Origin of the sequence: Streptomyces sp. NPDC017676, from assembly GCF_044329325.1 — a bacterium.
GTDB lineage: Bacteria > Actinomycetota > Actinomycetes > Streptomycetales > Streptomycetaceae > Streptomyces.
On the sequence record NZ_JBIRJA010000001.1, the window covers coordinates 154,534 to 181,020 of the forward strand.

Sequence of the window (26,487 nt, forward strand, 5' to 3'; positions counted from 1 at the left end):
TCCCGTCCTTCGACGTGGAGGGAGCGCCCATGAGCACAGCCGAGGCCGGCACCGGCCGGACCCTCACCACCGACATCCCCGCCCGGCTCGACCGCCTGCCCTGGTCCCGCTGGCACTGGACGATCGTGATCGGTCTGGGAACCGTGTGGATCCTGGACGGCCTGGAGGTCACGGTCGTCGGCAACATCGCCAGCCGGCTGTCGGAGCCCGGCAGCGGCCTGGCGATCAGTTCCGGTCAGGTCACCGGCGTCGCCGCCGCGCTGTATGTGGCGGGTGCCTGCGCGGGCGCCCTGTTCTGGGGCCGGCTGACGGACCGGTTCGGCCGCAAGAACCTCTTCATGATCACGCTGGCGGTGTACCTGGCGGCGACGGCGCTCACGGCCGTGTCCTGGGAGGCCTGGTGGTTCTTCCTCTTCCGCTTCCTGACCGGCTTCGGCATCGGCGGTGAGTACGCGGCCATCAACTCCGCGATCGACGAGCTGATCCCGGCGGACTACCGCGGCCGGGTGGATCTGATCATCAACGGCAGCTTCTGGCTGGGCGCGGTCGGCGGTTCCCTGCTGTCGATCGTCGCGCTCGACACCGGCCTGCTGGCGAAGGACGTCGGCTGGCGCCTGACGTTCGCGCTCGGCACGGTCCTCGCGCTGGTCATCCTGCTCGTACGCCGGCACGTCCCGGAGAGTCCGCGGTGGCTGCTGATCCACGGCAGGGACCGGGAGGCGGAGGAGATCGTCTCCGGCATCGAACGCCGGGTCGAGGAGGAGCGGGGCGAGCGGCTGCCCGCGCCCGAGGGGGAGCTGGAGATCCACCAGCGCAAGAGCGTGTCCTTCATGGAGATCGCCCGTACGGTGTTCGGCCGCTACCGCAGGCGGGCGGTGCTCGGCTTCTCCCTCTTCATCGGCCAGGCGTTCCTGTACAACGCGATCACCTTCGGCTTCGGCGCGATCCTGACCAAGTTCTTCGACGTGCCCTCCGGCCACACCGGCTACTACTTCGCGGTGATCGCGGTCGGCAACTTCTGCGGCCCGCTGCTGCTGGGCAAGCTGTTCGACACGGTCGGCCGCCGCGTGATGATCTCCTCGACGTACCTGCTGTCGGGTCTGCTGCTGTTCGGCACGGCCTGGCTGTTCGACCGGGGTTCGCTGAGCGCGGGCACGCTGACGGCCTGCTGGTGCGCGGTGCTGTTCTTCGCCTCGGCGGGTGCCTCCAGCGCCTACCTCACGGTGTCGGAGATCTTCCCGATGGAGACGCGGGCGATGTCCATCGCGTTCTTCTACGCCCTCGGTACCGCGGCCGGCGGTATCAGCGGTCCGCTGCTGTTCGCCGACCTGACGGGTACGGGCCGGGTCGGCGACACCGTCCTCGCCTTCTGCATCGGCGCGGCGCTGATGTGCGCGGCCGGGCTGGTCGCCGCCTTCCTGGCGGTACGGGCCGAGCGTCGCTCCCTGGAGGACATCGCCCGCCCGCTGACGGCGGTGGCCGGCCGGGCCAAGGCGGCGGCCCGGGGCGCCCGGCCGTCCCGGGGGACGCCGGGTTCGCAGGGCCGGGGTGGTCCTTCGGCACCGTCGGCGGGGGGTTCGCAGGGCCGCGGTGGTCCCTCGGCGCCGCCGGCGGCGAGCAGGCCGTGACCGTCAGGCGCCGGTCGTGGAGCCCGGCCGGACGATCATCAGGACGGTCACGGCGGCCCACAGCAGGTTGAACAGCCCGGTGACCATGCCGAGCCGAGCGGCCCGCCCGGCCTCCGCCCTTCCTTCGAGGAGCGCGGACTGGGCGGGCAGCACCAGCGCCGCGAGGACGAGCGCCGCGAGGGCGGTGAGCACGATCGACACGATCAGCCATGCGCTGCCGAGCACGCCCATCTCGCTCGCGGTGGCGAACCCGAAGACGGGGACGACGACGCCGACGACGGCGTAGACGCGGCAGATGCGGTGCAGCACGTGGAGGGTGCCGGTGGCGTCGGGGCCGCCGTCGCCGTGGCTGTCGTCCGCGCCGGGCCGGGTGGTCAGGGCCCGGCGGGCGGCGGGCGGGAACATGCTGGCGGCGACGGCGACGGGACCGATGGCGAGGATCGCGGCGATGACGTGGACGGAGAGCAGGAACTTGGTCACGGGGGGACGGTAGGGGGCGCCGGGATCACACAGAAGTGGCGTGATTGCCAGTGCTCAACGGATTCCCGCCAGAGGGTTGGACCCGCGGGCCGACGGCTCCCTTCTCCCCTGCTGATCTCCGGTTGGCGCGGGCGGGTCGGTTGGCGTGCACCGGTCGGCGCGGGGTGGGCCGGTTGGCAGGGACCGGTCGGCGCGGGTGGCCGGAACCGGTGAGCACGGGTGGGCCAGTTGGCGGGAGCCGATCGACACGGGGTGGGCCGCTTGGCGCGAACCCGTCGTACGGCTACCTTCTTGCCATGCATACGGTGGCCGTACTGGCGCTGGACGGCGTCGTCCCGTTCGATCTCTCCGCCCCCATCGACACCTTCGGCTGGGCGCGGCTGCCCGACGGCCGGGAGCCGTACAGGGTGCGGGTCTGCTCGGTGCGGGAGGAGGTGAGCGCGGGTGCCTTCACGGTCCGGGCGCCGTACGGCCTGGAGGCGCTGGCGGAGGCCGACACGATCATCCTGCCGGGGGTGGCGCAGCCCCCGGAGACGCTGCCGCCCGGGGTCGCCGAGGCGCTGCGCGCGGCGGCGGCGAACGGCACGCGGATCGCGTCGATCTGCGTGGGCGCGTTCCTGTTCGCGGCGACGGGCCTGCTGGACGGCCTGCGCGCGACGACCCACTGGGTGGCAGCCGCGGACCTGGCCCGGCGGCACCCGGAGGTGACGGTCGACCCGAACGTCCTGTACGTCGACAACGGCCAGTTCCTGACGTCGGCGGGCGCCGCGGCCGCCCTGGACATGTGCCTGCACATGATCCGCAAGGACTTCGGCTCGGCGGTCGCCGCGCACGCGGCCCGGATGTCCGTGATGCCGCTGGAACGGGAGGGCGGCCAGGCCCAGTTCATCGTCCACGACCTGCCTCCGGCCCCGGCCGGCACCACCCTGGAGCCCCTGCTGGCCTGGCTGGAGGACCACTGCGACCAGGACATGACGCTGGCCGAGATCGCGGCGAAGGCCGGCATGAGCACCCGTACCCTCAACCGCCGCTTCCGGGAGCAGACCGGTACGACACCCCTCCAGTGGCTGCACCGGGCGCGGGTGCGCAGGGCCCAGTACCTGCTGGAGACCACCGCGTACCCGGTAGAGCGCATCGCCGACCAGACGGGCTTCGGCTCGCCGACGGCGTTCCGGGAGCGGTTCCGGAGGGTGGTGGGGACGAGCCCGCAGGCGTACCGGAGGGCGTTCCGGGCGGGGGAGAGGGTGTGACGTACCGGGGGTCGGGTCAGGCCTTGCGGTCGGCGACGGCCCAGGAGGCGAGGGCGACGGCGCCGGCGACGCCGAGGACGGACGGCCAGGCGCCGACCTTCTTGGCCAGGGGGTGGGAGCCGGCGAACGCGGCGACGTAGGCGGCGGTCAGCGCGCCCGCGGCCTTCCCGCCGGCCCGGGCCCGCCACTGCTGGGCCGCCGCGGCGCCGGCGACGGCCAGGACGGCCCCGCCGAGCTGTCGCTTCTTGGTCCAGCGGGCGACGCCGTAACCGCCGACGAGCCCGGTCGCGGCGACGACCGCGCTGGGAACTCGGGCCATGGTGGCCTCCTCGTGTCCGTTTCACTGCTGTTGGGGTCTGGCCCGAGGCTAACGCCGGCCCGAGGCGGACGCGCAGGTGGGTGGGCGAAGGGAAGGCGAAGGGACCGGAGCCGAACCGACTCGAACCCGCGCCGAACCTGAGTCGACGCTTGTCAAGTTTTCGGCGGAGAGTTATATAAGAAGCCGTAGGGCATCGCACCCCAGCCCCTGATGGAAGGAGTGACCCGTGATGCTCATGCGTACGGACCCGTTCCGGGACCTCGACCGGCTCACGCAGCAGCTCTTCGGCGCGAACCCCCGCCCGTCCGCGATGCCGATGGACGCCTACCGTTCCGGCGAAGAGTTCCTGGTCCACTTCGATCTCCCCGGCATCGACCCGGAGACGATCGAACTCGACGTCGAGCGCAACGTCCTCAACGTCCGCGCGGAGCGCCGCAGCCCCGCTCCGGAGGACGCGGAGATGCTGGTCGCCGAGCGGCCCACGGGTACGTTCACCCGCCAGCTCTTCCTGGGCGAGACCCTCGACACGGACCGCATCGACGCCTCGTACGACGCCGGCGTCCTGACCCTGCGCATCCCGGTGGCCGAACAGGCCAAGCCGCGCCGCATCCAGATCACCGGCGGGGGCGGCGACCGCAAGGAGATCAGCGGCTGAGGCCGCCGCACAGGCCGTGTGACGGACAGGGCGCGCTGCCGCTCGCGACGCGTGACAACCACGTGCCCCGCATGCCAGGCCGGCAGGCGGGGCACGAAAACGCACGGCACGCGCTACGCACGTGCAGTCCGGGCAACCCACGCAGTCGAAGCAGCCAAGCGTCACCCGCGGCCCACTGGCCCACGCGGCCCGAGCGGCTCACGCAGTCCAAGCGACCCCGTGCAGCCGACGCAGCCCAAGCGACCCCGTGGAGCCGACGCACCCCCAGCGGCCCATGCAGCCCAAGCAAGTCCACCCAGCCAATGCAGCCCAATCGGCCCATGCCGCACATTGGCCGAACTCCCGCCCATGTCCGCTGCATTACGGGGTACCGGGCTTCCGGTGCCCCGAAGCGTCCCGGAAGAGGAGCCAGCACGATGACCGTGACGACCCCGCAGCCCAGAACCACCATCCCCACCCCGTCCCTGCGCCCGCTCGCCAAGGACCGGACGGAGGACGCCGACTGGCTGGAGCTGATCGAGGCGGTGCGTGACGCGGGCCAGTACCCGACGAGGGTGGAGGCGGAACGCGTCACCCGCATCGTCCTGTCGGCCCTCGGCGGCCACGTCACCGGTGACGAGCGCGTGGCCCTGGCCCAGGCCCTCCCCCGGGAGGCAGGCCGAGTCATCGCCTCCCAGATCCCGGCGACCCACCCGCTGACGGCCCGCGAGTTCGTGGAGTCGGTGGCCACCCGCATAGAGGGCTCGACCCCGGCGACGGCCCGCTGGGACGTCAGCTCGGTCCTGAGCGTCCTGTCGACCCACGTCGGCGAGTCGCTGACCACCCGCGTCCTGGACCAACTCCCTCCGGGTTATGCCTTGCTGTTCGGGCGGGCGGATCTGGCGGGGTTGGCTTAACACGCGATGGGCGCCGCACACCCTGGGGCGGCGCCCGGGACACGCCCGGTCTACGAGCCACCGAACCGGCTCGGCGTCCATGCGAGTGGAATCAGGACTGGAGCTGTCAGTCCGACTTGAAATCTGCGACGGTCTTCTCTGCCATCCGGCGTGCAGGGCCGAGCCGTGATTCTCCGGGCGTGACCGTTCGACGCCCGCGCACCACCGTGTCCCGGCTCAGACGGGCACGAAGAGACCGCTCAGTATGGTCAAGGGCTTGATCACTCGCCGGGATCCGGAGGTCGACGGAGCGGGCACCGCGGCCCACGCTGGACGCGTTCAGCGGTCCAGCGGCTGCGGCCGAGCCAACGACGCCACGAAGAAGAGCCAAGCGTTGGCAGGAACGGCGATGACTGGCCCATTGGCGCACTTCGAGTCCCGGACACTGATGCCGTTGCTGACGTACGCACACTCAACGCACTCGGTCGTGTTGCCACCGCTGTACGACGACTTGAACCACCTGGGCTCGGTAGTGGGCTGAGTGCCGACGGACATTCACAGCTCCTTGAGGGCGCGATGGATCATGGCGGACGAGGACTCCATGTCCAACGCTTGTGCCTGAAGGTACTCGAACGCAAGTCTGTAACGGTCCAGTTCCTCGTCCTTCTCCAGGAAGAGCGAGCCGGCGTGGAGGTCTACGTACACCACATCAAGGGCCGGCTCGGGTCCGCCGATGATGACGAAGCTGCCCAGGGCCGCGGCGTGCGCTCCCTTGGCGAACGGCAGTATCTGGAGAGTGATGTGAGGTGACTCGTTCGCTTCGAGCAGTCGGCTGAGCTGCTCTTTCATGAGCTGAGGTGATCCGACGACGCGGCGGATGACCGACTCATCGAGGATCGCCCACAGCCGCGGCGGCTTCGGACGCATGAGGATCTCCTGCCGCTTCATGCGGATGTCAACCAGACGCTCGATCTCCTCATGGGTGAGGGGCACTTCGTTGGCCTTCTGAAGTGCGTTGCTATAGGCCCGCGTCTGGAGGAGGCCGGGTACGTAGACACACGAGAAGTGGCTCTCGCGGACTGCGTCGTCCTCAAGGGTGAGCAGCAGGTTCATGCTCTCGGGGATGGAATCCGCGAAGGAGTTCCACCAGCCCTGCTGCTTGGCGTCCTTCGCCAGACCAATGACAGCCGCTGTCTCGGCCTCGGTCGCTCCGTACTCACGGCACAGAGCTTCCACGACGATCCACCTGACTGGCCCTGCCTGAGTTTCGTACCGGCTGACCGTCGCCTTTGATACACCGACGAGCCGCCCGGCCTCCTCAAGCGTCAGTCCTTTGCGCGCACGCAACTTACGCAAGGTCGCGCCGAGCTGGCGTCGGCGAGTGGTGGTTCGTTCAGACATCCGGCTCCTTCGTCGTGCGCCGTGATGGCGGTTCCGAGATCTCCACAGGCTAGGTAGCGCTGGACCGGCCTCACCATCGGATTCACTCGATCGAGAGTCGTGAGAAGTTGCATGCCGAGAGTTCTCATATGCCATGCTCAACCGCAGACCGCTACGCAGTGCAGCCGTTCGGATACGGCGGGCGCGGGCACGTGCGTGGCCTGGGAGGGAGGGTGGTCATGCCCATCTCCGGAACGACCGACGGCCGGCTGCGCTGCGTCTTGCCCTTCAAGGCGGCGCCAGTTGAGGTACGCCTGCTGCGGAACGCAGCGGCGAGGCAGCTGACCAGGTGGGGAATGCCGACAGCTGTAGACGAGGCTGAAGTCGTCATCACTGAGCTGGCGACGAATGTTGTCAAGCACGTGGGGGACGGTACGGCGGCGGCACTGGTGCTGGAGTGGAGGAGTGGTCGGCTGCGGCTGGAGGTTCACGACAGGAGTCCTGTGCTTCCGACCGCCAGGAAGACGGGGTGCTACGACGAGTGCGGCCGGGGCCTGCATCTCGTCGCGGGCCTGACCGCCGACTGGGGCGTGATCCGTACCGCCGTCGGCAAGGCGGTGTGGTGCGAACTACCACTCAGCTTGGGAGCGGACCGCTGTCGGGTTGAGCACGCTGTCGGCGTACTGGAGGCATACCAAAGTGCCGGAGGCGTTCTGGAGCGGCATGGACGGAGCTGGGAGACGAGCCTTGAGGAGTCCGCGGTCGAGCTGATCGCCGGCCTTCTCCATTGGATCGCCGAACGTGGGCACGATCCCGACGACTTCCTTGACCGCGCCCAGACGTACTACGAGGCCGAAGCGGACGCGGCCTGACCGGCAGAGGCCGAGCGCCGGCACGCTAACCGAGCGCGGCTCGCAGTATGGCGCCGGCGTCGTCTGGTGCGCCTTCCTCGTGCAACTCCAGGGCTACCGCCATGACGTCCTCCCTTTCCTGGTCCCGGCCGTAGACGTGGATGAGGTCGTCGGCCAGCCGGTCCCTCTCGCGATATCTGAGTTCTGTCACCACCAGCGCGGTCTCAGCTGGGGTGAGCAGCTCTGTCGTGCTCTGCCGGAGCAGGGTGAGGGCGAGGTCTTCCCGGCCGGAGCTGTCCAGCTCCTCGGCCTGCGCCACCAGCTGCCGCGTCGCCGACATGTCTCTCGTGTTCAGCTGCCGGTCCCTTGGCCGACGGGGGACCGGCAGCTGAGCCCTGGAGCCCTGTGCCGCCGCCAGACGTTCCCGCAGGCCGGCTTCAATGGCGGCTCTTTCAGCTTCGGCGGCTCTTTCAGCTTCAGCCAGCGTGGTCTTCAAATCGGCCACCGTGACCTTCAAATCGGCCACCGCCGTCCGCAGCCTTGCCGCTTCTATCCTGGCGGACCGCAGCCGGGCGGCGAGCTGTTTCCGCTGCTGTCGACGGGCTTCCTGCTGCTGCTGGTGCGCTGCGCACGCCGGACAGGGGGCGTTCAGCTGCTGAATGAGCGAATCGATTCGGCCACCCATCTCCAGGCAGTGCTCGCAGCCTCGCTGCTCCCCTAGGGCGCTGGTGTGGAGACCTAGCAGGGCTTCAAGGCTGATACAGACGTCCTGATTGCTGGCGGCGGCGTCGGCGCAGGCCTCCTTGTGCAGACGCTCAAGGAAGTGCTGGGGGGGAATCCTGGCGTCGTTCAGGTAGCGCGACAGCTCATCAGCGGTGCATTCCAGCCGTTTTGCCGCCTCTGCCTGCTTGAGGGGCCTTCTACCTGTTTCTCTCAGGTCGTCCAACCGAAGCAGGCGACACAAGGCCCGCAAGGCCAAGCCGAGTTGGCGTTTCCTCGGGCGTACGCCGTCCTTGAACTCCTTGCCGGGGTCCAGCCAGCCGCCCCTGACCGGGCTGCGTCCAGCTGATGACATGCAATTACCCCTCCCTGGAATGCTCAGGTGCGGCCAGCGTCGCCACCCAAGCCCTGTCTGTGACTGGGCAATTGTGCCCCGATGCTGGCCCTTCTACGCCAGCCTTTCCTGCAGCCTTTCTGCGGGCTGGACTTGCTCATTGCGAGCAAGTCCAGCCCGCAGAAAATGCTCAGCCCGCGCAAGTCAGAAAGGGGCTGGACTTCCCCGCTGTTGTGGTGTCAGCTGGATCTGCCGCTGAGGAGCGGGGGAACGCGGAGACCATGTGCCGTGCACTGTGAGTCGCAGCTGCAGCACACTCCGAAATGAAAGATGTGCCAATGGCACGAGTTCGCGGAGGCGTTAATGGAAGAAATTCCGTCCTACCAGGACAAGAAGTTCGGAAGCATGGTCCGGGCAGCGCTGTGGCTGGTCTCCGTCGTGGGGGAGGGCAACATCTTCACCAAGGCCCAGCTGCGTGAGACGTTCCCGGACGTCGCCCAGATCGACCGCAGGCTGCGGGACCTTCGTGACCACGGCTGGCGGATCGACACGAATCGCGACGACCCCTCCCTGCTCCAGCAGGAGCAGCGGTTCGTGACCAGGGGAGCGGACGTCTGGATCCCCGGCAAGTCGAAGGCACCGAAGCACAAGAGCAGCCTGACCGCTGCTCAGCGCGCGAAGGTCCTCCAGGACGACAACCACCTGTGCCGGTCGTGTGGCATCGGTGCCGGCGAAGCGTACGAGGACGGCGGAATCGATCTCGCCAAGCTCAACGTCTCCCGGCGTAGGGTGCTCCAGTCTGACGGGACCGCTGACTACCAGCTCGTAACCGAGTGCAAGAAGTGTGGGACCGGCGGCGGGGCGGACCGCGAGGTTGACCTCGGCGCGCTGCTGGACCTCGTGGAGAACCTCTCGTCCGTGGAGCGGCGTCTCTTCATGAAGTGGATTGACGCCGACCAGCGTTCGTTCAGCCCGATCGAGAAGATCTGGGGCATCTACCGGACGCTGCCCCAGGAGTCGCGCGCCGCGGTGGCGCAGGCCATCGGTGACCAGGGCGACTGATCCGGGACCGGCAACGCAAGCTGACAGGACCGGCAACAGAGGCAACAGAAGGGACGGGGAAGGACATGGTGCGGGAGTTCCCGCCGCCGCCGCGCGCGGAGACGGTCAGTGAGCTGATCAGGAAGAGGCTGGAGGAGGTCAGGGCTGCCGGAGGCACCCGGGAGACCGTCACGGTCGACTGGAACGGACAGCAGATCCATGTCGACGTAATCGACCTGCCGTTGAACGACCTCTACCTCAACCCGGGTACGCACAGGATCCGTGCCCAGCGCAGCCACAGGCCGGACCAGGACCGGAACCTGGACAAGGACCCCTTCGGGGAGGCCGGCCAGGACTACCTGCGCAGCCTGCTCCAGGCCAAGCCTTCTGACCCGGATCTGCGGGATCCCGACTTCGATAAGCTGAAGGAGGATCTGGACAAGTTCGGCCAGAACGAACCGGGGCTGGTAACTCACCACGGGGTCCTGGTGAACGGCAACACGCGCGCCGTTGCCCTGCGGGAGCTGCGCAAGCCGTCGATGAGGGTGGGCGTACTGCCTTCGTCGTTCACGCAGGCGGACATCGACGCCGTGGAGCTGGCGCTCCAGCTCCGCCAGGATCAGCGGCGCGACTACTCGTACATCAACCGTCTGATCGCCATGGAAGAGCAGGCGGCGATGGGCCGGACGCCCGAGCAGATCGCCAAGGAGTTCCGGATCCGGACTGCGACGTACCACCAGGAGCGGTGGATCCTCAGCACGATCAAGGAGTTGAACGACCGCAGCGCGAGCGGCGGGGGAGTCGCGCTGCGGCTCGTCGACTGGGAGGGGGCGCAGGAACGTCTCAAGGAACTTCAGCGCCTGTACGCGAAGTTGGAGACCCTGGACCGGGATCAGGCTGAGATCGTGAAGGAGCGCCGTCTGGCCGCGATCCTGCTGAACTTCTCGAAGACGGACCTGCGTCACATCGACGAGGCGTTCCTGAAGGAGGGGTACCTGGAGGACGCGCTGCCGCCGGAGCTGGCTGACCACGGGACGGCCGCCCAGCCCGAGTCGGTGTCCATCCCCGGGCTTGACCTGGAGGTGCCGTCGACCACGTCGGCCGTATCGGCGGCCCGTGCGCTGAACGACCGTATCCTCCGGGCCGCAGCTACGGTCCGTGACACGACCGCGGGGCTGCCCGACAGCGAAAAGGCATCGGCCCAGGCCCTGCTCGACCAGGCCAAGGAAGCCTTCGACCAGGCCATCGAGAACGCTGGCCGTGACGCCCGGCTCCGTAAGCGGAAGCAGCTCGCGCCGGCCCGGCTGGCGGACGCGTGTGTCAACATCGACCAGTGCGTCATCGAGCTGGTTCAGGCACGCACCTCGAACAGCCTGGACGAGGAGGCCTTCGACGAGGCCGTACTCAAGCTTCGGGGCAGTCTTCGCAAGCTCGCCCAGCAGGCCGGGCGCGGTATCCCGAGCCCCGGTGACGGTGTCTCCTGGCTCCTCGCAGCCGCCACCGTGGAGGGCACCCAGTGACGGAAACGTCCCTGCACCTCGGGTTCGACGATTCGCGTACCCGCGTGGTCCTGCGGACCACTGAGCAGTACCGGCAGGACCTCGTCCAGCTGGCCGGCCGGTTCCGTACCGGCGGCCAGCTGGGCCCGCTCTCCGCCTCGGTGGCGCTGGACGAACTCCTGGTGAACCTGCCGGTTCTCAGCAGCTGGCCTGACCCGGCCGGTGTCGACTGGGCCCCGGAACTCCGGAACCTCGTCTCAGGAGTGGTCAAGGACTCCAGGCTGGTCGAAGAGCGGCTGGCCGGCTCCGCGGCGCCCCCGGAGGTCGCTGCCGGCGACGTGCTGAGCATGCTCGGAGACACTTGGAAGGAGGACCTCAATACCTTCCAGCGCCGGGATGTCGCCAAGCTGCTCTCACTGGGGCACGGAGCGAACTTCAGCGTGCCCGGCGCCGGCAAGACCCGAGTGGCGCTTGCGGTCTACGCAGCACAGCGGGCCAAGGGCGCCGCCAGCAGACTGTTGGTCGTCTGCCCGAAGTCGGCTTACGAGTCCTGGCGCTACGAGACCGCCGTCTGCTTCAACTACCCACTGCGCACCCATGTGCTCGACGGCTCTCTGGATGAGTGGGCCGAGGTGCTCATCGTCAACTATGAGCGGCTGGACCGCTCGCTCCCGCTCCTGGCGAACTGGCTCAAAGCCGCTCCCTCGATGATCATTCTTGATGAGGCCCACCGGATGAAGCTGGGCGCGCGAGGTACGTACGGTGCCGCCTGCATGGCGCTGGGCCCGCTCGCTGAACGCCGTCTCATCCTTACAGGGACGCCCGCTCCAAACGGTGCCAAGGACCTGGAGAACCTCATGGGCTTCGTATGGCCGGGCCACGGCCAGCGGACGGTCACCCGGGCGGTAGCGGGCGGAGACCTCGCCTACGCGAGCACGGTGCTGCGGCCGTTGTTCACCCGGACGACCAAGCAGGAACTCGGCCTGCCGCCGATGACACTGCGGATGCGCTACGTCGATATGCCGGCCCTGCACGCCGAGATCTACAGCTCTCTCGTGGGCGGCATGTCCAACGGCACCGCACGCGACGACCTCAGCGCGCTCGGCAAGACAGCGCTGCGTCTGCTGATGGCGGCGACCAGCCCGGCACTGCTGCTGGAAGGCGCCACCAAGCACGAGCCGCTCGCCTACCAGTTGCCTCCGCTGGAGATCCCGGCCGGAAGCTCCCTGTATTCGCTGATGCAGAACCTGCCGGACTACGAGCTGTCCCCCAAGTACAAGGAAGCGCTGGCGATCATCGCCGAGAACGCCGCGCAGGGCCGTAAGACCCTGGTATGGACGACTTTCGTGCGCAGCTTGACCACCCTGGCCCAGATGCTTCAGAAGTACAGTCCAGCTGTGGTGTACGGGGGCACGCCCGACCGGGAGGAGCAGTTGCGCCGCTTCCGTGAGGATCCCAGCTGCATGGTGCTGATCTCCAACCCGGCGACCCTCGGAGAGGGGATCAGCCTCCATCACGTGTGCCACGACGCGGTGTACGTGGACCGTGACTTCATGGCCGGCCGTTACCTGCAGAGCCTGGACCGAATCCATCGCCTCGGCCTTGCCCCTGGCACGGAAACACGGGTGACCGTGATCGCGGCACGCGGCACGATCGACGAAGTCGTTGAGGTGCGGCTGGACCAGAAGCTCGAATTTATGGGGAAGATCCTTGATGACCCTACGGTTCAGCAACTGGCTGACCTGGAGGAAGAGCCCTCCGTAGCGGCCGGACTGGCGCCCGGGGACATCGAGGCGCTGCTCCGGCACATCGGTGGTGCTTGAGGCGGATCCCGGCCTTACGCCCGCGCCGTGCCGATGGGTTCACCGGCACGGCGCCAAGCTGCGGGGCCTGAATGGCCCAGGACCCTTTGGGGCAGGAAGCTCGGCATGGCCGATCTGGTGACGAAGTGGGCGGCGCGGGTAGCGGAAACCGAACTCAGCGCTGTGCTCCCACGGCGGTGGGTGCATACGCAGGGAGTGACTGAGCGTGCGATTGGAATTCGGCAGCTTCTTGGCGAGGACGCCGGTCTGCTGACCGCTGCGGCCACGCTGCACGATGTCGGGTACGCACCTCGACTGGCCGTGACCGGGTTCCACCCGTTGGACGGGGCAAGGTTCCTTCGCGACGAGCACGGGGCCGATGACCGGCTGGTGCGGCTGGTCGCGAACCACTCCTTCGCCCTCTTGGAGGCGGAGGAGCGCGGACTGCGAGACGAGTTGGCGTCGGAGTTTCCGTTGCTGGACGATCCACTGCTGGTGGACGCTCTCGTGTACTGCGACATGACGACGACGCCCGACGGCGGCCGGACCAGTGTGCAGGAGCGGATAGCGGAGATCATCAGTCGCTACGGCGAGGACAGTGTGGTCGGCCGGTTCATCCGCCGTGCGGCGCCGCAGATCCTCTCTTCTGTGCGGAGGATCGAGGCGACGCTGGCGGCTCAGCCGAGGTAGGGATAGGTGCCGGCCAGGTAGTCCCCGATTTGCTGGCGCATGCTCGGGTGGATGTCGTACTGGTCGAGGTCGGCAGGCTGGACGAAGCGGACCCCGTCGGCCTCGTCGTTGATCGTGGGAGCTCCGCCGACGGGACGGCCGATGTACGTGTTCTCGTACTGCTGGCGGATCTCTCCATCGCTGTAAGCGACGATGTGGTTCGGGTTCGTGTAGACGCCGAGGAAACCGGTGATCTCGGCGATGATGCCGGTCTCCTCCAGGCACTCGCGTACCGCGCACTCTGCCGCGGTCTCACCGATGTCCTGCGCGCCTCCGGGAAGCGCCCACTGGCCGGTGTCGCGGCGGCGCTGGAGAAGGATGGCTCCGGTCTCATCGACGACGAGCAGGTTGCTCGCCGGGATGAGGGTGTTTGCCTTCGGGGCGGCCGGGTCGTTGTAGTACTCAGTCCTGCCCATGGGCAGCGGTCCTCTCGTGGTCGGGTGTCCACGACCGCGCGGCGGCCCAGACAGCATCGAAGCTTTGAGCGTAACTGTCGAACCACCCAGTGCCCTCGGCCCTCTTGAGGTGCAGTAGGGGGTTGGCGCTGGCCGGCTGCCCCCAGATGTGGGGGTTGACCAGCAGGTTGTCGTCGTAGCGGAACATGGACGTGTAGAGCGTGGTGTCGTGGAGGCGTACGGCACACCCAGCCTCGCCCAGCAGGGGCCGGTAGTACGTCAGTGATGCCCGGATCTTGGCGGCCAGGGTGTCGCCGATGCCCTCCTCGCGGCCTCGGATCGCGACTGCCTGACCGTCCGGGTCGCCGAAGCACAGGCGCACCCGGACCCCCTGGGCAGCGCGCTCGGAGAGCATCTTGGCTACGTGCGGATTGGACTGCGCGAAGAACGTGCCGGAGAAGACGAGGACACTGATCTCGTGCTGGGCCTCTCGCAGCAGCGAAAGCCAGACGTCCCTCGGCACGCTGGCCCGGTCCTGATACGTGCCGACCAGCTCGGTGCCTAACCCGTCACGAACTCGGCCGGACCGTCGAGGCGGCGCCGGCCAGAGGAAGGTCTCTTCCACGCGCAGGTGGCGGGCGACGCGGAAGCGATGCCGTGCGTGCGGAACACGCCCTCCTAGCCACCGGCTCACCGTCTTGGGGTCCACCTCGCAGACTTCCGCGAGTGATTCGGGTGAGACACCGCGCTGCGCGAGCACAGAGTGCAGTCGGTCGTTCACAGCAGCTATCGAAGCGGTCCATTGCATGATCGTGCAAGGACGTTATGGGACGTCGTCACGGAAGCAGCGCACCGAATCGGCTGCCTACCCTGGCGCCATGGAGCTCATCGTCCTGTGGGACATCGACCACACCCTCATCGAGAACGCGGGGGTCAGCAAGGAGATCTACGCTGCCGCCTTCTCATCACTTGCTGGACGTGAACCGTCGGGGCCGGCGCGCACCGAGGGGCGCACGGACCGGCTCATCATGCGCGACATGTTCCTTCGCGACGGACTGCCGGTGCCTGAGTGGCCCATCATTGAGGACGCTCTCGCGCGGGCTGGGCATGACCGCATGGCTGATCTGCGACTGCGGGGAACGGCTTTGCCAGGGGTTCACGAGGTGCTGAAGGTCGCTTCCGCGCGAAGTGGTTGGGTCTCATCTGTCCTGACAGGCAATATCGCCGCCAACGCGTACGTGAAGTTGTCCGCTTTCGGCCTCGACTCACTGTTGGATCTGCCCGTGGGCGCCTATGGCGCGGACGCCGAGCTCCGTCCCCAACTTGTCGCGGTCGCCCGCGAACGCATGCGGCAGCTCCGTGGCGTTCCGGCCGATGTGCCCGCCGTCCTGGTGGGAGACACCCCACGCGACGTGGAAGCCGCCCTGGCCACTGGTTCCGCGATCCTGGCGGTCGCCTCCGGTGTCCACAGTGCCGAGGAGCTGGCCGCTGTCGGCGCCCGCGGGATCTTGCCCGACCTGTCGGACACCAGGCGGGTTCTCGGCATCCTGGAGTCGTTCAAGGCCGCATGAAACGTCCCAGGACGTCCTTGGACCGTCCCCGAACGCGGTGACGAGGTCCCCCGGCAGACCGCCACCATCGGGGTTCCCAACAGGCAGTCAGCCGAAGGAGCCCAAGTGATCGGGGAAGTCACCGGGATCAGGAAGATCCGGATGCTGTACCTGCAGCTGCTGTACCGCTGCAACTTCACGTGCTTGCACTGCTTTCACGGCAAGCGGCTTCAGTACGGCGACACCTTCACCGCCGAGGAAGCCGTCAGCCTTCTCACCCTGATGCGGGACCAATACGGCACGGAAGCCGTCACCCTTCTCGGAGGGGAGCCGTTCGTCCACCGGGAGCTTCCGCAGGTTGTCCGGCACGCCAAGCAGGAACTGGGTCTGCGCGTCGAAATCTGCACCAACGGGTACCGGATCGAGCGCCGTCTGGCTGAGATCGCTCTACACCTGGATCTGCTCCGGGTCTCCCTGGAGGGTGTCGGTTCGACCAACGACGGCATCCGCAGGCGCGGCAGCTACCAGAGCGCCCTGGACTCGCTCAGCCTGGCACGGGACCTCGGTGTTCCGACGGGCGCGACCATGACCGTGACCTCTCGGAACATCGGCGAGGTACTGCCTCTCGCCAGCATCCTGGCGCAGTTGGGGGTCCAGCATCTGAAGCTCCACCATCTGCGGCCGGTCGGCAATGCCGCCAACCACCCCGAGCTGCTGGTCACGGACACGGCCGCCTACGGTCGTCTCCGCGAAGAGCTCGCGCTGACCAGGCTGCCGCTTGAAGTGATCGTCGACGAGGACCTATCCGCGCACGGCGCTCCGGAGGTCTGCGCTCCGTCCGTCGGGCTTCGTGAGATCGATCGGATCGAGGCCGACCCGCGCGGCGCGCTCACCATGTCCTGCAAGGCGGTCGGTAAGGACTCCCACGCGTTCTGGTACGAGAAGGCCGCGAACCGCATCGTCCACAGGCCCTCTGCCACCGACGAGCTCACGCTCCCGGTACCGGACGTGGTGTACGCCCGTGCCTGGTGAGCCGAGATTCGAGAGTCTGGAGGGCTTACGGGGCACTGGGAAGTCGACGATCGCTCCGATGCTCGCCGCTGCCCGTCAAGCCGTGCTTGTGCCCACCGTGCCTGCCTTCTACCAGCCCCTCAGGCGCGAGGTGGACAGGCGGACGAACGTCGAAGCCCGGATGTGCCTTTACCTCTCTGCACTGTTCACAGCAGCCGAAGAGATCCAGCGCCACCTCAGAAGAGGCGTTCCGGTTGTCGTGGAGAGCTATTTCGCCCGGTGCCTCACCAGCCACCGCGCCCTGGGCGCCCGGCTCGGCGTGACTCTGCCGGCCTGGCTGCCGACTCCCGTCACCTATTACCTCGTGTGCGCTGACGACGAACGCCGGCGCCGCCTCGCAGCCCGGGACAAGCCGATATCGCGATGGGACGCGCTGACGGAGGACGTCACGGACCAAGTGGCGGATACCTACGCCTCGTTCCCGATGCGACGCATCGACACCACGGGGCTCATCCCCGAAGAAGTCCTCCGCGTGATCACCTCCACCGATACGCAAGGAGCGCCCTCCCATGCAGACACAGAGCTTGTGGGAGCACACCCTCACCTTCTTCCCTCAGTTCCTCGCGACCCTGCGGGAACGTGTTGCTCCTGACTCCACCGTCGCGGTCGTCGGTGCGAGCGACGGCAAGTTCGTGCTGCCCCTGGCCGCCGCCGGGTACCGCGTACTGGCCATCGAACGCGACGCGCTCGCCGTACACGGAGGGGAAATCCGCCTCCCGGATGACAGCGAGGTGCACGCCATGGGATTGATCGACCGGCTGAAGCTGGAGGAACTCCATGCCCGTGTGCAGGTGATCGAAGAGGACTTCCTTACGAGGGAACCTCTGGACGTGCCGTGCGAGGCGGTCTGGACGAGCTGCTCGTGGCACTACAGTGCCAACCACCACCGCCCTCTCGCCGAGTTCGTCGACCGCATGCAGCGCCTGGTCCGCCCGGGCGGTGTGTTCGGTGCGGAGTTCATGATGCCCGTGGAAAAGCGCCATCACTTGGTGGAGCACTACACCTCTCCTGAGCGCCTGCACCGTCACTTCCTCGGGGACTGGGATGTGCTGCTCACGCTGCGCACGAACGAGTTCACCGAGCGGCCCCACATCGGCCAGCCGCACGACCACATCCATCGTATGGGCCTGCTTCTGGCGGCCCGTTCGTCCGTCCTCACCGACCGTTTTTGAGAGAAGGATCCATGAAGCACGAGTACGAGGCGAAGTTCCTGGCCGTCGACGTCGTCGGCCTGCAGGCCAAGCTGGCTGTCCTCGGTGCCGTCCAGGCGATTCCCCGCACCCTCCTCACCCGCAAGATCTTCGAGAACGACTCCCTCGACGGCGGGGCGTGGCTCCGTCTGCGGGACGAGGGCACCCGCTCGACGCTCACGCTCAAGCAGGTCACCGATGCCACGACGATCGACGGCACCAAGGAGATCGAGACCGAGGTCGCCGACCTGCACGCCATGGCCGACATCCTCCGCCGGGTGGGCCTCACCGAGGTTCGCTACCAGGAGAACTACCGCGAGGAGTGGCGTCTGGGGGAGGTTGCCTTCGACTTCGACACCTGGCCCGACCTCCCCACGTTCCTGGAGATCGAGGGGCCCGACGAGGCCTCCGTCCGGCAGGCCGCCGGTCTCCTGGGACTCGACTATTCCCAGGCCCGGTTCGGCAGCGTCGACGAGATCTACAAGAGTGAGGCCGGCCGCGACATCCTCGCGGAGCCCACCCTGCTGTTCTCCGACGGCGAGAAGCAGGAGAACGCTTCCGCGGTGGCCCAGGGCTCCTGATCGGGTAAGCGTCCGAACCATGCTGACGGAAATCGGCTTACAGCACAGGGTGATCCCCGGGATCGCAGAATTAGCCCGAGGCGGCCTACCCGCCCCAGCGGCCACGGACGACGACAACGAATGGGTCGACGGGTTCTGCTGGCTCTACTGCGGCCAGCGCTGGACACGCGTCCTGTGGATCGGCCCCGCGAGCGTCGCCGGCGCTCAGGCTCCCATGTACGCGTGCGGCCCCTGCATCCGCGAGCTCCAAGCACGCGTCTGGGAGTCGCCGCTCAGCAGGGACGAGTCGGCTCGCTCCAGCCAGCTGAACGAGGCCACCGCCGCGGGACCGCCCTCTGTCCGGCGTACTGGCAGGCACCGCGGCCAGAACAGATTCCTCCGCCGCGGTTGAGCCCCCGCCTTGGCCACGCAACAGCCTGCCGACCCCCGCGGCATGCTCCGTAGCCAGGGCGGGTTTGCGGCGAGGGACGGCAGGCGAGTGATGGGCATGCGCGACGTCGACCGCGATCACCTGACCGGGATGTATGTCCGGCGAACACCGTTCTGGCTCGGCAGGGCGCAGTTGATGAGGTCCCAGGGTGACGTGTCCGATCGCCTCATCCCACGCCCCTCAGGGGCGCAGCGCTGAGACAGTGCGAGACTCATGGGTATCGAGTGTTCAAGACCGAGCAAGTGATCATCGGTCTCTGGGACACTTGACCTCGGTTTTGAGTCAATCCTGGGAGAGAACACTATGAGCGCCAGCGGTCGTGAGCGTCCGCAGTTCACCCGGCCACTGACCTCGCTGGAGATCTGTGCCGGTGCGGGCGGGCAAGCCGTTGGACTGCATAACGCAGGGTTTGACCACCGTGCTCTCGTGGAGTGGGATCCGCATGCGGTGGCTACCCTTCGGGCGAACGTGGGCAGTTGGCCGGGTTGGGGCGAGGGGCGGGCCGATGAGCTCAAACCCATGGATGTGAAAGAATTCCTCAAGCCCGGGGAGAGCGCCGGTCCTGAGTTCAAGGAAGAGGGTTTGGACCTGCTGGCCGGAGGCGTTCCATGCCCGCCTTTCTCGCTAGCCGGGAAGCGTTTGGGGAAAGACGACGAGCGTGACTTGTTCCCGGACGCGCTGAGGATTATTGACAGACTCTTGCCTAAGGCAGTAATGATTGAAAACGTCCGAGGCATTCTGGAGCCTCCGGAGGTTTTTATCGACTACCGTCGAGACATTCTGCGCACCCTGCGCGATCTGGGATATTTGGTTCCCGAGATCAAGGAGAGTTGGTCCGCTGCAGAGCAGGACCGTGTCATGCGGAAGGTGTGGCGCCGGATTGATGCCAGTGATTACGGCGTGCCCCAGTTGCGGCCGCGGGCCATCCTGGTTGTGATCCATGAGAGTGCGGTTGAGGAGACTGGCGTTGAGTTTGTGTGGCCATCGCGACTCAAAGGCAAGCAGGCGACCGTAGTCGGGGAGCTTGCCGCGAGCATGGAAGCACGCTGCCGCATGTACTGGGATAAGAACGAGCGAGGGGAGCAGGCCAAGCCGGGAGAGCGTACTGGGGAAAACGTGTACCTGGACTGGTTGCGCAAGGCTGGGGAGGCTGCGGAACTGGGCCGAGGTGTCGCTCCGACCCTGGTGGGAGGCTCGAAGAAGCACGGCGGCGCGGATCTGGGACCGACGAGGGCTAAGCGGGCCTGGGCGCAGCTCGGTGTAGACGGGATGGGCGTGGCCAACGAGCCCGACAAATGCGATCCGGAGCGGGACCTTTTCCGTCCTGCTGGCCCTATGCTGACGGTAGAGCAGGCTGCGATTATCCAGGGCTTCCCGGCGGACTGGAAATTCCAGGGCCGGAAGACTGCCCAGTACCGGCAGGTCGGAAATGCTTTCCCCCCGCCTGTGGCAGAGGCGGTGGGGCGTGCCATCGCCGCAGTGCTCCGGCCTGAGTACCGGGATCAGCTTCTGCGTGATTACGAACTTGACACCAAGGGTGTTGATGCGGACGTGTCGCCGGCCGAACAGATGGTTCTGCCTGTGTCAGGCGCGCCTGTCGTCGCCGATCCGTCGGCGGCGCACGACCGCGGCGATCTTATCCGCGCAGGCGTCTGACGGCTCGTGCTCCCAGAAGCGGAGCACGAGCCACCCGGCATTCTTCAGGCGCTGGTCGGTGTCCCGGTCCCGCTCAACGTTGCGGAGGACCTTCTCCGACCAGTAGCCGGGATTGGTTTTCGGTGGGACATAGTGCTCGGGGCAGCCATGCCAATAGCAGCCGTCGATGAAGACCGCCACCTTCGCCGGACGGAAGACCATGTCCGCTGTCCGGCGAAGGTCTGGCAAGGGGCGTGCGGCGACGCGATAGCGCAGACCGCGTGCGTGAACCAACCGCCGGATCAGTGTTTCCGGCTTGGTGTCCCGGCTGCGGATCGCCTGCATGTTGCGACGACGCGCCGCGGATGAGGCCCAGGAGCCTGCGGGCGGGTTCCACGGAGGATCTTCGGACACGTTTGCCAGCCTAGCTCCCTGACGTCACAGTCCATGACACCCTGCGTAGGCCCCACCCGACCCACACCAACACCCCGCCCCCCGCCCAGGCGGCCAAGCCACCGCCCGTCCCCGTGCCGCCAGTGTCGTCGCGTACTGCGGCAGCAGCGTGGCGTCGCCCGGTGATGCGCCCTCCGACGCCGCGAACGCCTCGTACGACGGGACCGTGCCCGTGACGATGCCCAGGTTGGCCGTGCCGGAGGCGGACAGTTCGCGGAGGGAGGACTCTATGGTCGACAAGTGGTCGGTGTGGGAGGGGTACTCCGAGGAGAGGGTGGGGTACGCCGAGAGGAGCTCGGAGAGTTCCGGGGCCGGCCAGTGGAGGACCGCGACCGGGAACGGGCGGGAGAGGGCCTCGCGGTAGGCGCCCAGTTCGGCGCGGAGGCGGGAGATCTCCGCCGTCAGTTCCGCCGGGTTGTCCGAGCCCAGGGACCACACGCGCTTGGGGTCGTGGAGTTCGTCCAGGGAGACCGGGGACGTGTGCAGGGTGTCCGCGAGGGTGTCCCGGTCGTCGTGGGGCAGGCCCAGCATGCGGCGGACGCGGTGGCGGCCGTAGAGGAGGGGGTGGGTGGCGGGAGGGGGTTCCTCCGACGTGTCCGGCAGCAGGAGGTCCGCGGCCTCGCCGAACGTCTCCGCCGCCGCCTCCAGCTCGTCGTGGGACTCCAGGGCCTCCGCCACGATCACCCACGGGGCCGGGTCGCGGGGCGCCGTCGTGCGGATGCCCTCGATGATCGCCCTCGCCTCGGCCTCATGGCCGTACTCCCACAGGTTCGACGCCTTCAGGGCGCGGACCAGGGCGGGGTTGTCCAGCCCGTCGGCGGACGACAGCAGGCGGTCGTAGAGCGCGGTCGCCGCGGGGCGGTCACCGGACAGCTCCAAGTGGGCCGCCGCCCGCAGGAGGAGCGTCTCGGCGTCCTCGGGATACAGGCCGGCGGTCCGCTCCAGGCGTGCCGCTTCGGCGGTGTGGTCGACGTTCTCGGCAGGCGTGTCGGGGCGCATGGGGGACACCGTACTGCCGGGACGTGACAAAAGTGAGGCCGGAGGGCTGCCGGGGAGGAGGCCGCCCCGCCGGTACGTAGATATGGATATCTTCTGTCCCGGCATCTACGCACGGAGTCGGCATGCAGAAGACGGGAGTGCTGGCCGAGGACGACCGTCCGGCCGGCGTCGGGGAGGGGACGGACGCCCCCGCGCCACCCCGGTACTGGCCGGTCCTGCTCCTCGGGGCCGCCGTCGTCCCCGGCAGCGCGCTCTTCCTCCTCGGGCGCTGGGGCGACGCCCCGGCCGTACAGGCATGGCGGACCGTGTGCCTGGCCGTCACCGTGCAGGCCCTGCCCTTCCTGCTGCTCGGCACGGCCCTGTCCGGCGCGATCAACGCCTTCGTGCCGGAGGGGGTGTTCAACCGGATCCTGCCCCGGCGGCCCGCGCTCGCCGTACCCGTGGCCGGGATCGCGGGGGTCGTCCTGCCGGGGTGCGAGTGCGCCTCCGTGCCGGTCGCCGGCAGTCTCATCCGCCGCGGGGTCACCCCGGCCGCCGCCTTCGCCTTCCTGCTCTCCGCGCCCGCCGTCAACCCCGTCGTGCTCACCGCCACCGCCATCGCGTTCCCCGGGAACCCCGCCATGGTGCTCGCCCGGCTGCTCGCCTCCCTCGCCACCGCCGTCGTCATGGGGTGGCTGTGGCTCCGCTTCGGGCGGGCCGAGTGGCTGCGGCCCGCCGTACGGCACACCGGGCACCGGGAAGGAAACGGCCGGCTCGACGAGTTCCGGCGCGGGTTCCAGCACGACTTCCTGCACGCCGGCGGGTTCCTGGTGCTCGGCGCCATGGCCGCGGCCACCTTCGACGTCGCCGTCCCGCGCTCCGTGCTCGACACCTTCGCCACGGCGCCCTGGCTGTCCGTCCTCTTCCTGGCCGGGCTCGCCGTGCTGCTCGCGGTGTGCTCCGAGGCCGACGCCTTCCTGGCCGCCTCGCTGACCGGGTTCCCGCCGGTCGCGCGGCTGGCGTTCATGGTCGTCGGGCCCATGGTCGACCTGAAGCTCATCGCCCTCCAGGCGGGGACCTTCGGGCGGGCCTTCGCGGTACGGTTCTCCGCCGCGACCGTCGTCGTCGCCGTCCTGTGCAGCGCGCTGTTCGGAGGGGTGCTGCTGTGAGCCGGTCCGCGCGAGGGACTGGGGGAGGGGCGGTGAAACGGTCACTCCAGGCGGGGCTGCTCGTCCTGTGCGGGCTCGGGCTGCTGCACGTCTCCCTCCTCACCGACCTCTGCCTGCGGTACGTCAAGGAGGGCATGCGGCCCCTGCTCATCGCCTCCGGCGCCGTACTGCTCCTGCTCGGGATCGCGAGCGCCGTCCTCGACAGGGGAGCGGAGACCGGGGAGCACCACGGCCACTCCGGCGTTCCCCGCGTCTCCTGGCTGCTGCTCCTCCCCGCCCTCAGCCTGCTCTTCTACGCCCCGCCCGCCCTCGGCGCCTACACCGCGGCCCGGCAGCCGGCGAAGGCCGTAGTCCACGACAGCCCCTTCGATCCGTTGCCGCGCACCTCGCCCCTGCCCATGACGCTGTCCGACTTCACCAGCCGGGTGCGGCAGGACCGGGGGCAGGCCATCAAGGGGCGCACCGTCCGGATGACCGGGTTCGTCACCCCGGGGGACGGCGGAAGCTGGGACCTGACCCGGATCATCCTCAACTGCTGTGCCGCGGACGCCCAGTCGGTGAAGGTACGGGTCTACGGCGGGCCCGCCCTGCCCGCCGACACGTGGGTGACGGTCACCGGGACCTGGCACCCGGGCGGGACCCTGGGCACCGGCTCCGCGGCGGTCGCGCTGGACGCCCGCACGGTCACGAAGGTCCCCCGGCCGTCGAACGGTTACCAGGACGCCCTTCCCCTGGGATCCCTGGGGTCCCTGGGGTCCCTGGGGTCCCCGGAACGATGATTGCCTGCCCCGGTGGATTCCGTGACGCGGTGACACGGGTGTGCGCGGCGACGATCAACCGGTGTCGATGAGGCCGAGGTGAGCCGGGTGCGCCGGAGCGCACCTGCCCACCCTGGCTGACGCCCTTTGCGCCGGACCACGCCTCCTCGCGCCCGGCTCACGCAGCGTCAGTACGCTCACCGCGCCCGGCTCACGCCTGGTTACGCCCGCTCCCCCAGCGCCAGCACGCTCACCGCGCCCGTCACCGCCAGCCCCGCCGACACCAGCAGGGCGATGTTCGTGCCCCGGGCCAGGCTGCCGCCCGACGTGGCGATGGCGATGGTCAGGGCCACTCCGGCGCAGGAGCCGATGTAGCGGAAGGTCTGCTGGGCGCCGGAGCCCATCGCGGCCCGTTGCGGCGGCACCGAGTCGACGGCGAGCAGCGGCAGCGCGCCGTTGAGCAGGCCGCTGCCGACGCCGCCGATGATCAGGCCGGGCAGCAGCCGGGTCCAGGAGCCGGAGCCGACGGCGCCGAGCATCGTGACCATGGCGATCGTGTGCAGGGCGAAGCCCAGGGCGAGCTGGGTGCGGGCGGCGACGCGGCCTGCCAGGTGCTTGACCTGGAGGGCGACGACGAAGCTCAGGCCGGACCAGAGCAGGAACAGTCCGGCCGTGGCCAGCGGGGAGAGCCCGAGCGACTGCTGGAGCAGCGCCGGCAGGAAGCTGAACAGGCCGATCACGGCCAGGCCGGTGAACAGACCACCCGCCGAGGAGGCCAGGAAACGGGCGTGGCGCAGCAGTCCGAGGTCGATCATCGGGGTGGCGGTCCGGTGTTCCACCGCGACGAACACGGCGACCAGGACGACGGCCGCGGCGAACAGCAGCCCGACCGGCGCGCGCAGCCAGCCGTCCCGGCCCAGCGTCAGGGCCGCGACCAGGGCCACCAGCGCCAGACCGAAGGTGAGCGCGCCGAGGGCGTCCGGCCGGCCGCCGCGCGGGGCGCGTGACTCGGCCAGCGCCCGGGTGCCGAGCGCGGCCACGACGAGGGCGGCGGCGCCCAGCACGCCGTAGGCCACCCGCCAGGTCGGCAGCGCGCCCGCGAGCAGCGGGCCCGCGGCGATGCCGCCGCTGACGAAGGCGCCCCACACCCCGGTGGCGTGCAGCCGGCCGCGCGGGCTGGGGAAGGCGTGCACGATCAGGCCGAGGGCGCTGGCCAGCAGGGCCGCGCTGGCCGCGCCCTGGGCGACGCGGGCCAGGGTGAACTGCCAGGTCGACGTGGTGATGGCGCCGAGGGCGGTGGTGAGGCCGAGGGCCAGCGTGCCGGCGAGGAAGATCCGGCGGCGGCCGTAGTCGTCGGCGAGGCTGCCGGCCACCAGGAGCAGGGCGGCGAGGCCGAGGGGGGCGCCGTTGAGCAGCCAGGCCTGGGCGGACAGCGGGGTGTGCAGGGCGGCCGCGGTGTCCGGCAGCGTGACCATCGGGGCCGTGTACGTCATGAGGGCGACGGCGGTGGCCGCGCTGGTCAGGGCGAGCGTGGCGCGGGGGCGTGCGGGGGCGTCCCGGGGACTGGTCCGGCGCAGGGAGGCGGGGGAGGTGGCGGAGTCGAGCCGGGGCATGGCCTGTCCTGTCGTGAGGTCGTCGGGTCCGGTCGTCAGGTTCGGTCGTTGAACCGACCCCGTGTGCGCCACCGTAGCACTGTAGGTTCGTTCAATGAACCCACTCCCGGCCGGTGGTTACAGTGGAGGGCATGGCACTGGGCAAGGACTACGTGACGCAGGAGTGCTCGATCGCCCGCGCGCTGGAGGTCGTGGGCGAGCGGTGGACGCTGCTCGTCGTCCGCGACGCGATCTACGGCGTCCGGCGCTACAACGACTTCCTCGTCCACCTCGGCATCCCGCGCGCCGTCCTCTCGGCCCGGCTCCGCACGCTCACGGAGGAGGGGATCCTCGCGAAGCGCCGGTACCAGGAGAGCCCGCCCCGGGACGAGTACGTCCTCACCGAGCGCGGAGCCGCCCTGTGGCCCGTGTTGCGCGCCCTCGGCCACTGGGGGCGCGAGCACGTCGACGCGCACCGGCTGCGCTCCTTCCTGCACGCGGAGTGCGGCGGCGAGGTCGAGCCGTACGGACAGTGCGCGGCGTGCGGAACTCTCGTGCCGGTCGCGGACGTTGTCATGGTGCCGGGGCCGGAACTCGACTCCGCGCCGGCGGATCCGGTCAGCAGGGCGCTGCTGCGGCCCAAGCGGCTGCTGGAGCCCCTGGAGACCGAGTCGCCGCAACCGGCATACTGACGAGCGGTGCCCGCAAGACGAGCGGTGCGAAGGGGGGAGTGTTGATGTCCGGCCGTGTCGCCGCCGCGCGTCCCCTCGCCCTCCTGCTGCTCCTCGCCCAACTGATGCTGCTCCAGGCGGCGCTGCTCGGCACCGGCGGCCTCACCACCGCCGTCGCCCTCGCCGCGACCGCCACCGCGGCCGCCACGCTCGCCGCCTGCGCCCTGCTGGCCGCGCGCAGCGTGCCCGCTGTACCGCCCACGCGCGTCCGCACGGCGATACGCGACCGGGCCCGCCGTACGGCCTTCCTGCCCCAGCGCGATCCCGACGCGCCCGGCCGGCGGCGGTCCAGAGCTCCCGGACGCACCCGTCCGGCGACCGCCGCGTAGGGCACGTCCGCACACACGTCAGCGCGTGACCCCGCGCGGGTCGTCCTGCCGATCTCCCCACA

At 69.1% G+C, this 26,487-nt stretch carries 29 protein-coding genes; 19 read left to right on the forward strand and 10 right to left on the reverse strand.

The window, feature by feature from the left end:
* The first annotated feature begins 29 nt into the window (after nt 1–29).
* The gene (locus ACH4LD_RS00665; RefSeq protein WP_398053058.1) at nt 30–1,628 is read left to right on the forward strand and encodes an MFS transporter; all 1,599 of its coding nucleotides are present in this window, start codon (nt 30–32) and stop codon (nt 1,626–1,628) included.
* A gap of 3 nt (nt 1,629–1,631) precedes the next feature.
* Here the strand turns inward: ACH4LD_RS00665 and ACH4LD_RS00670 are convergent, their stop codons facing one another.
* Nucleotides 1,632–2,108, reverse strand: coding sequence for a hypothetical protein (locus ACH4LD_RS00670; RefSeq protein WP_398053059.1), 477 nt, complete (start codon nt 2,106–2,108; stop codon nt 1,632–1,634).
* 296 nt (nt 2,109–2,404) lie between these two features.
* Here ACH4LD_RS00670 and ACH4LD_RS00675 point away from each other — a divergent pair, with 296 nt between their 5' ends.
* On the forward strand, nt 2,405–3,358 hold the full coding sequence (locus ACH4LD_RS00675; protein WP_398053060.1) for a GlxA family transcriptional regulator: 954 nt from the start codon (nt 2,405–2,407) through the stop codon (nt 3,356–3,358).
* Between the two features lie 16 nt (nt 3,359–3,374).
* On the opposite strand, the gene ACH4LD_RS00680 is transcribed toward ACH4LD_RS00675, so the two are convergent.
* Nucleotides 3,375–3,677: a hypothetical protein gene (locus ACH4LD_RS00680; protein WP_132786046.1), complete on the reverse strand. Its 303-nt coding sequence runs from the start codon at nt 3,675–3,677 to the stop codon at nt 3,375–3,377.
* A 229-nt stretch (nt 3,678–3,906) separates the two neighbouring features.
* Between ACH4LD_RS00680 and ACH4LD_RS00685 the strand changes: the two genes are divergently transcribed.
* The gene (locus tag ACH4LD_RS00685) at nt 3,907–4,332 is read left to right on the forward strand and encodes an Hsp20/alpha crystallin family protein (RefSeq protein ID WP_207928404.1); all 426 of its coding nucleotides are present in this window, start codon (nt 3,907–3,909) and stop codon (nt 4,330–4,332) included.
* 416 nt (nt 4,333–4,748) lie between these two features.
* Nucleotides 4,749–5,228 (forward strand): DUF2267 domain-containing protein, encoded by a 480-nt coding sequence (locus ACH4LD_RS00690; RefSeq protein WP_398053061.1) that lies wholly within the window; start codon nt 4,749–4,751, stop codon nt 5,226–5,228.
* A gap of 318 nt (nt 5,229–5,546) precedes the next feature.
* On the opposite strand, the gene ACH4LD_RS00695 is transcribed toward ACH4LD_RS00690, so the two are convergent.
* Nucleotides 5,547–5,762, reverse strand: a complete 216-nt coding sequence (locus ACH4LD_RS00695) for a DUF397 domain-containing protein (protein WP_398053062.1) — start codon at nt 5,760–5,762, stop codon at nt 5,547–5,549.
* A complete protein-coding gene (locus ACH4LD_RS00700) occupies nt 5,763–6,608 on the reverse strand; it encodes a helix-turn-helix domain-containing protein (RefSeq protein WP_398053063.1) in 846 nt (281 codons plus the stop codon).
* 218 nt (nt 6,609–6,826) lie between these two features.
* Here ACH4LD_RS00700 and ACH4LD_RS00705 point away from each other — a divergent pair, with 218 nt between their 5' ends.
* Complete coding sequence (locus ACH4LD_RS00705; RefSeq protein ID WP_398053064.1) at nt 6,827–7,459, forward strand: ATP-binding protein; 633 nt, start codon at nt 6,827–6,829, stop codon at nt 7,457–7,459.
* Nucleotides 7,460–7,484: 25 nt separating this feature from the next.
* Here ACH4LD_RS00705 and ACH4LD_RS00710 read toward each other — a convergent pair whose 3' ends face one another.
* Entirely contained in the window at nt 7,485–8,513 is a 1,029-nt protein-coding gene (locus ACH4LD_RS00710; RefSeq protein ID WP_398053065.1) for a helix-turn-helix domain-containing protein, read from the reverse strand.
* A 342-nt stretch (nt 8,514–8,855) separates the two neighbouring features.
* Here ACH4LD_RS00710 and ACH4LD_RS00715 point away from each other — a divergent pair, with 342 nt between their 5' ends.
* The 4 genes from ACH4LD_RS00715 (at nt 8,856) to ACH4LD_RS00730 (ending at nt 13,524) form a co-directional block, all read left to right on the forward strand.
* Nucleotides 8,856–9,554 (forward strand): hypothetical protein, encoded by a 699-nt coding sequence (locus tag ACH4LD_RS00715; protein ID WP_398053066.1) that lies wholly within the window; start codon nt 8,856–8,858, stop codon nt 9,552–9,554.
* Nucleotides 9,555–9,619: 65 nt separating this feature from the next.
* Nucleotides 9,620–11,053: a hypothetical protein gene (locus tag ACH4LD_RS00720; protein WP_398053067.1), complete on the forward strand. Its 1,434-nt coding sequence runs from the start codon at nt 9,620–9,622 to the stop codon at nt 11,051–11,053.
* Complete coding sequence (locus ACH4LD_RS00725; RefSeq protein WP_398053068.1) at nt 11,050–12,855, forward strand: DEAD/DEAH box helicase; 1,806 nt, start codon at nt 11,050–11,052, stop codon at nt 12,853–12,855. The genes ACH4LD_RS00720 and ACH4LD_RS00725 overlap by 4 nt, the downstream gene beginning before the upstream one ends.
* A 105-nt stretch (nt 12,856–12,960) precedes the next feature.
* On the forward strand, nt 12,961–13,524 hold the full coding sequence (locus tag ACH4LD_RS00730; RefSeq protein ID WP_398053069.1) for an HD domain-containing protein: 564 nt from the start codon (nt 12,961–12,963) through the stop codon (nt 13,522–13,524).
* Here the strand turns inward: ACH4LD_RS00730 and ACH4LD_RS00735 are convergent.
* Both ACH4LD_RS00735 and ACH4LD_RS00740 read right to left on the reverse strand, forming a co-directional pair.
* Complete coding sequence (locus ACH4LD_RS00735; protein ID WP_058080688.1) at nt 13,512–13,979, reverse strand: NUDIX hydrolase; 468 nt, start codon at nt 13,977–13,979, stop codon at nt 13,512–13,514. The genes ACH4LD_RS00730 and ACH4LD_RS00735 overlap by 13 nt on opposite strands.
* Nucleotides 13,966–14,739 (reverse strand): XRE family transcriptional regulator, encoded by a 774-nt coding sequence (locus tag ACH4LD_RS00740; RefSeq protein WP_398053070.1) that lies wholly within the window; start codon nt 14,737–14,739, stop codon nt 13,966–13,968. The genes ACH4LD_RS00735 and ACH4LD_RS00740 overlap by 14 nt, the downstream gene beginning before the upstream one ends.
* A gap of 97 nt (nt 14,740–14,836) precedes the next feature.
* On the opposite strand from ACH4LD_RS00740, the gene ACH4LD_RS00745 reads away from it, so the two are divergent.
* The 6 genes from ACH4LD_RS00745 to ACH4LD_RS00770 all read left to right on the forward strand — a co-directional run bounded on the left by ACH4LD_RS00745 (nt 14,837) and on the right by ACH4LD_RS00770 (nt 20,436).
* Nucleotides 14,837–15,529, forward strand: coding sequence for an HAD family hydrolase (locus tag ACH4LD_RS00745; RefSeq protein ID WP_398053071.1), 693 nt, complete (start codon nt 14,837–14,839; stop codon nt 15,527–15,529).
* A 105-nt stretch (nt 15,530–15,634) separates the two neighbouring features.
* Nucleotides 15,635–16,540, forward strand: a complete 906-nt coding sequence (locus ACH4LD_RS00750) for a radical SAM protein (protein ID WP_398053072.1) — start codon at nt 15,635–15,637, stop codon at nt 16,538–16,540.
* 58 nt (nt 16,541–16,598) lie between these two features.
* Nucleotides 16,599–17,171 carry a hypothetical protein gene (locus ACH4LD_RS00755; RefSeq protein WP_398053073.1) on the forward strand — a complete coding sequence of 191 codons (573 nt, stop codon included), beginning with the start codon at nt 16,599–16,601 and terminating at the stop codon, nt 17,169–17,171.
* Entirely contained in the window at nt 17,089–17,751 is a 663-nt protein-coding gene (locus ACH4LD_RS00760; RefSeq protein ID WP_398053074.1) for an SAM-dependent methyltransferase, read from the forward strand. The genes ACH4LD_RS00755 and ACH4LD_RS00760 overlap by 83 nt, the downstream gene beginning before the upstream one ends.
* An 11-nt stretch (nt 17,752–17,762) precedes the next feature.
* Nucleotides 17,763–18,350 (forward strand): class IV adenylate cyclase, encoded by a 588-nt coding sequence (locus ACH4LD_RS00765; RefSeq protein WP_398053075.1) that lies wholly within the window; start codon nt 17,763–17,765, stop codon nt 18,348–18,350.
* Between the two features lie 733 nt (nt 18,351–19,083).
* Nucleotides 19,084–20,436 carry a DNA cytosine methyltransferase gene (locus tag ACH4LD_RS00770; protein ID WP_398053076.1) on the forward strand — a complete coding sequence of 451 codons (1,353 nt, stop codon included), beginning with the start codon at nt 19,084–19,086 and terminating at the stop codon, nt 20,434–20,436.
* Here ACH4LD_RS00770 and ACH4LD_RS00775 read toward each other — a convergent pair.
* Nucleotides 20,365–20,829 carry a very short patch repair endonuclease gene (locus ACH4LD_RS00775; protein ID WP_398053077.1) on the reverse strand — a complete coding sequence of 155 codons (465 nt, stop codon included), beginning with the start codon at nt 20,827–20,829 and terminating at the stop codon, nt 20,365–20,367. The genes ACH4LD_RS00770 and ACH4LD_RS00775 overlap by 72 nt on opposite strands.
* Nucleotides 20,830–20,853: 24 nt before the next feature.
* Nucleotides 20,854–21,867 (reverse strand): hypothetical protein, encoded by a 1,014-nt coding sequence (locus ACH4LD_RS00780; protein ID WP_398053078.1) that lies wholly within the window; start codon nt 21,865–21,867, stop codon nt 20,854–20,856.
* Nucleotides 21,868–21,989: 122 nt separating this feature from the next.
* Here ACH4LD_RS00780 and ACH4LD_RS00785 point away from each other — a divergent pair, with 122 nt between their 5' ends.
* Together ACH4LD_RS00785 and ACH4LD_RS00790 are read left to right on the forward strand one after the other, a co-directional pair.
* A complete protein-coding gene (locus ACH4LD_RS00785) occupies nt 21,990–23,015 on the forward strand; it encodes a permease (RefSeq protein ID WP_398053079.1) in 1,026 nt (341 codons plus the stop codon).
* A gap of 32 nt (nt 23,016–23,047) precedes the next feature.
* Nucleotides 23,048–23,794 (forward strand): TIGR03943 family putative permease subunit, encoded by a 747-nt coding sequence (locus tag ACH4LD_RS00790; protein ID WP_398053080.1) that lies wholly within the window; start codon nt 23,048–23,050, stop codon nt 23,792–23,794.
* Between the two features lie 200 nt (nt 23,795–23,994).
* Here the strand turns inward: ACH4LD_RS00790 and ACH4LD_RS00795 are convergent, their stop codons facing one another.
* Entirely contained in the window at nt 23,995–25,386 is a 1,392-nt protein-coding gene (locus ACH4LD_RS00795) for an MFS transporter (protein WP_398053081.1), read from the reverse strand.
* Nucleotides 25,387–25,508: 122 nt separating this feature from the next.
* Between ACH4LD_RS00795 and ACH4LD_RS00800 the strand changes: the two genes are divergently transcribed.
* Complete coding sequence (locus ACH4LD_RS00800) at nt 25,509–26,057, forward strand: winged helix-turn-helix transcriptional regulator (protein ID WP_398053592.1); 549 nt, start codon at nt 25,509–25,511, stop codon at nt 26,055–26,057.
* Nucleotides 26,058–26,101: 44 nt separating this feature from the next.
* The gene (locus ACH4LD_RS00805) at nt 26,102–26,425 is read left to right on the forward strand and encodes a DUF6412 domain-containing protein (protein WP_398053082.1); all 324 of its coding nucleotides are present in this window, start codon (nt 26,102–26,104) and stop codon (nt 26,423–26,425) included.
* Nucleotides 26,426–26,487: the final 62 nt, after the last annotated feature.

Coding starts and splice junctions, on each gene's coding strand:
- ACH4LD_RS00665 (WP_398053058.1), top strand. CDS start 30: ATGAGCACAGCCGAGGCCGGCACCGGCCGGACCCTCACCACCGACATC.
- ACH4LD_RS00735 (WP_058080688.1), bottom strand. CDS start 13,979: ATGGGCAGGACTGAGTACTACAACGACCCGGCCGCCCCGAAGGCAAAC.
- ACH4LD_RS00685 (WP_207928404.1), top strand. CDS start 3,907: ATGCTCATGCGTACGGACCCGTTCCGGGACCTCGACCGGCTCACGCAG.
- ACH4LD_RS00785 (WP_398053079.1), top strand. CDS start 21,990: ATGCAGAAGACGGGAGTGCTGGCCGAGGACGACCGTCCGGCCGGCGTC.
- ACH4LD_RS00760 (WP_398053074.1), top strand. CDS start 17,089: ATGCAGACACAGAGCTTGTGGGAGCACACCCTCACCTTCTTCCCTCAG.
- ACH4LD_RS00755 (WP_398053073.1), top strand. CDS start 16,599: ATGCTCGCCGCTGCCCGTCAAGCCGTGCTTGTGCCCACCGTGCCTGCC.
- ACH4LD_RS00805 (WP_398053082.1), top strand. CDS start 26,102: ATGTCCGGCCGTGTCGCCGCCGCGCGTCCCCTCGCCCTCCTGCTGCTC.
- ACH4LD_RS00690 (WP_398053061.1), top strand. CDS start 4,749: ATGACCGTGACGACCCCGCAGCCCAGAACCACCATCCCCACCCCGTCC.
- ACH4LD_RS00700 (WP_398053063.1), bottom strand. CDS start 6,608: ATGTCTGAACGAACCACCACTCGCCGACGCCAGCTCGGCGCGACCTTG.
- ACH4LD_RS00795 (WP_398053081.1), bottom strand. CDS start 25,386: ATGCCCCGGCTCGACTCCGCCACCTCCCCCGCCTCCCTGCGCCGGACC.
- ACH4LD_RS00705 (WP_398053064.1), top strand. CDS start 6,827: ATGCCCATCTCCGGAACGACCGACGGCCGGCTGCGCTGCGTCTTGCCC.
- ACH4LD_RS00720 (WP_398053067.1), top strand. CDS start 9,620: ATGGTGCGGGAGTTCCCGCCGCCGCCGCGCGCGGAGACGGTCAGTGAG.
- ACH4LD_RS00765 (WP_398053075.1), top strand. CDS start 17,763: ATGAAGCACGAGTACGAGGCGAAGTTCCTGGCCGTCGACGTCGTCGGC.
- ACH4LD_RS00715 (WP_398053066.1), top strand. CDS start 8,856: ATGGAAGAAATTCCGTCCTACCAGGACAAGAAGTTCGGAAGCATGGTC.
- ACH4LD_RS00680 (WP_132786046.1), bottom strand. CDS start 3,677: ATGGCCCGAGTTCCCAGCGCGGTCGTCGCCGCGACCGGGCTCGTCGGC.
- ACH4LD_RS00710 (WP_398053065.1), bottom strand. CDS start 8,513: ATGTCATCAGCTGGACGCAGCCCGGTCAGGGGCGGCTGGCTGGACCCC.
- ACH4LD_RS00745 (WP_398053071.1), top strand. CDS start 14,837: ATGGAGCTCATCGTCCTGTGGGACATCGACCACACCCTCATCGAGAAC.
- ACH4LD_RS00695 (WP_398053062.1), bottom strand. CDS start 5,762: ATGTCCGTCGGCACTCAGCCCACTACCGAGCCCAGGTGGTTCAAGTCG.
- ACH4LD_RS00730 (WP_398053069.1), top strand. CDS start 12,961: ATGGCCGATCTGGTGACGAAGTGGGCGGCGCGGGTAGCGGAAACCGAA.
- ACH4LD_RS00770 (WP_398053076.1), top strand. CDS start 19,084: ATGAGCGCCAGCGGTCGTGAGCGTCCGCAGTTCACCCGGCCACTGACC.
- ACH4LD_RS00675 (WP_398053060.1), top strand. CDS start 2,405: ATGCATACGGTGGCCGTACTGGCGCTGGACGGCGTCGTCCCGTTCGAT.
- ACH4LD_RS00780 (WP_398053078.1), bottom strand. CDS start 21,867: ATGCGCCCCGACACGCCTGCCGAGAACGTCGACCACACCGCCGAAGCG.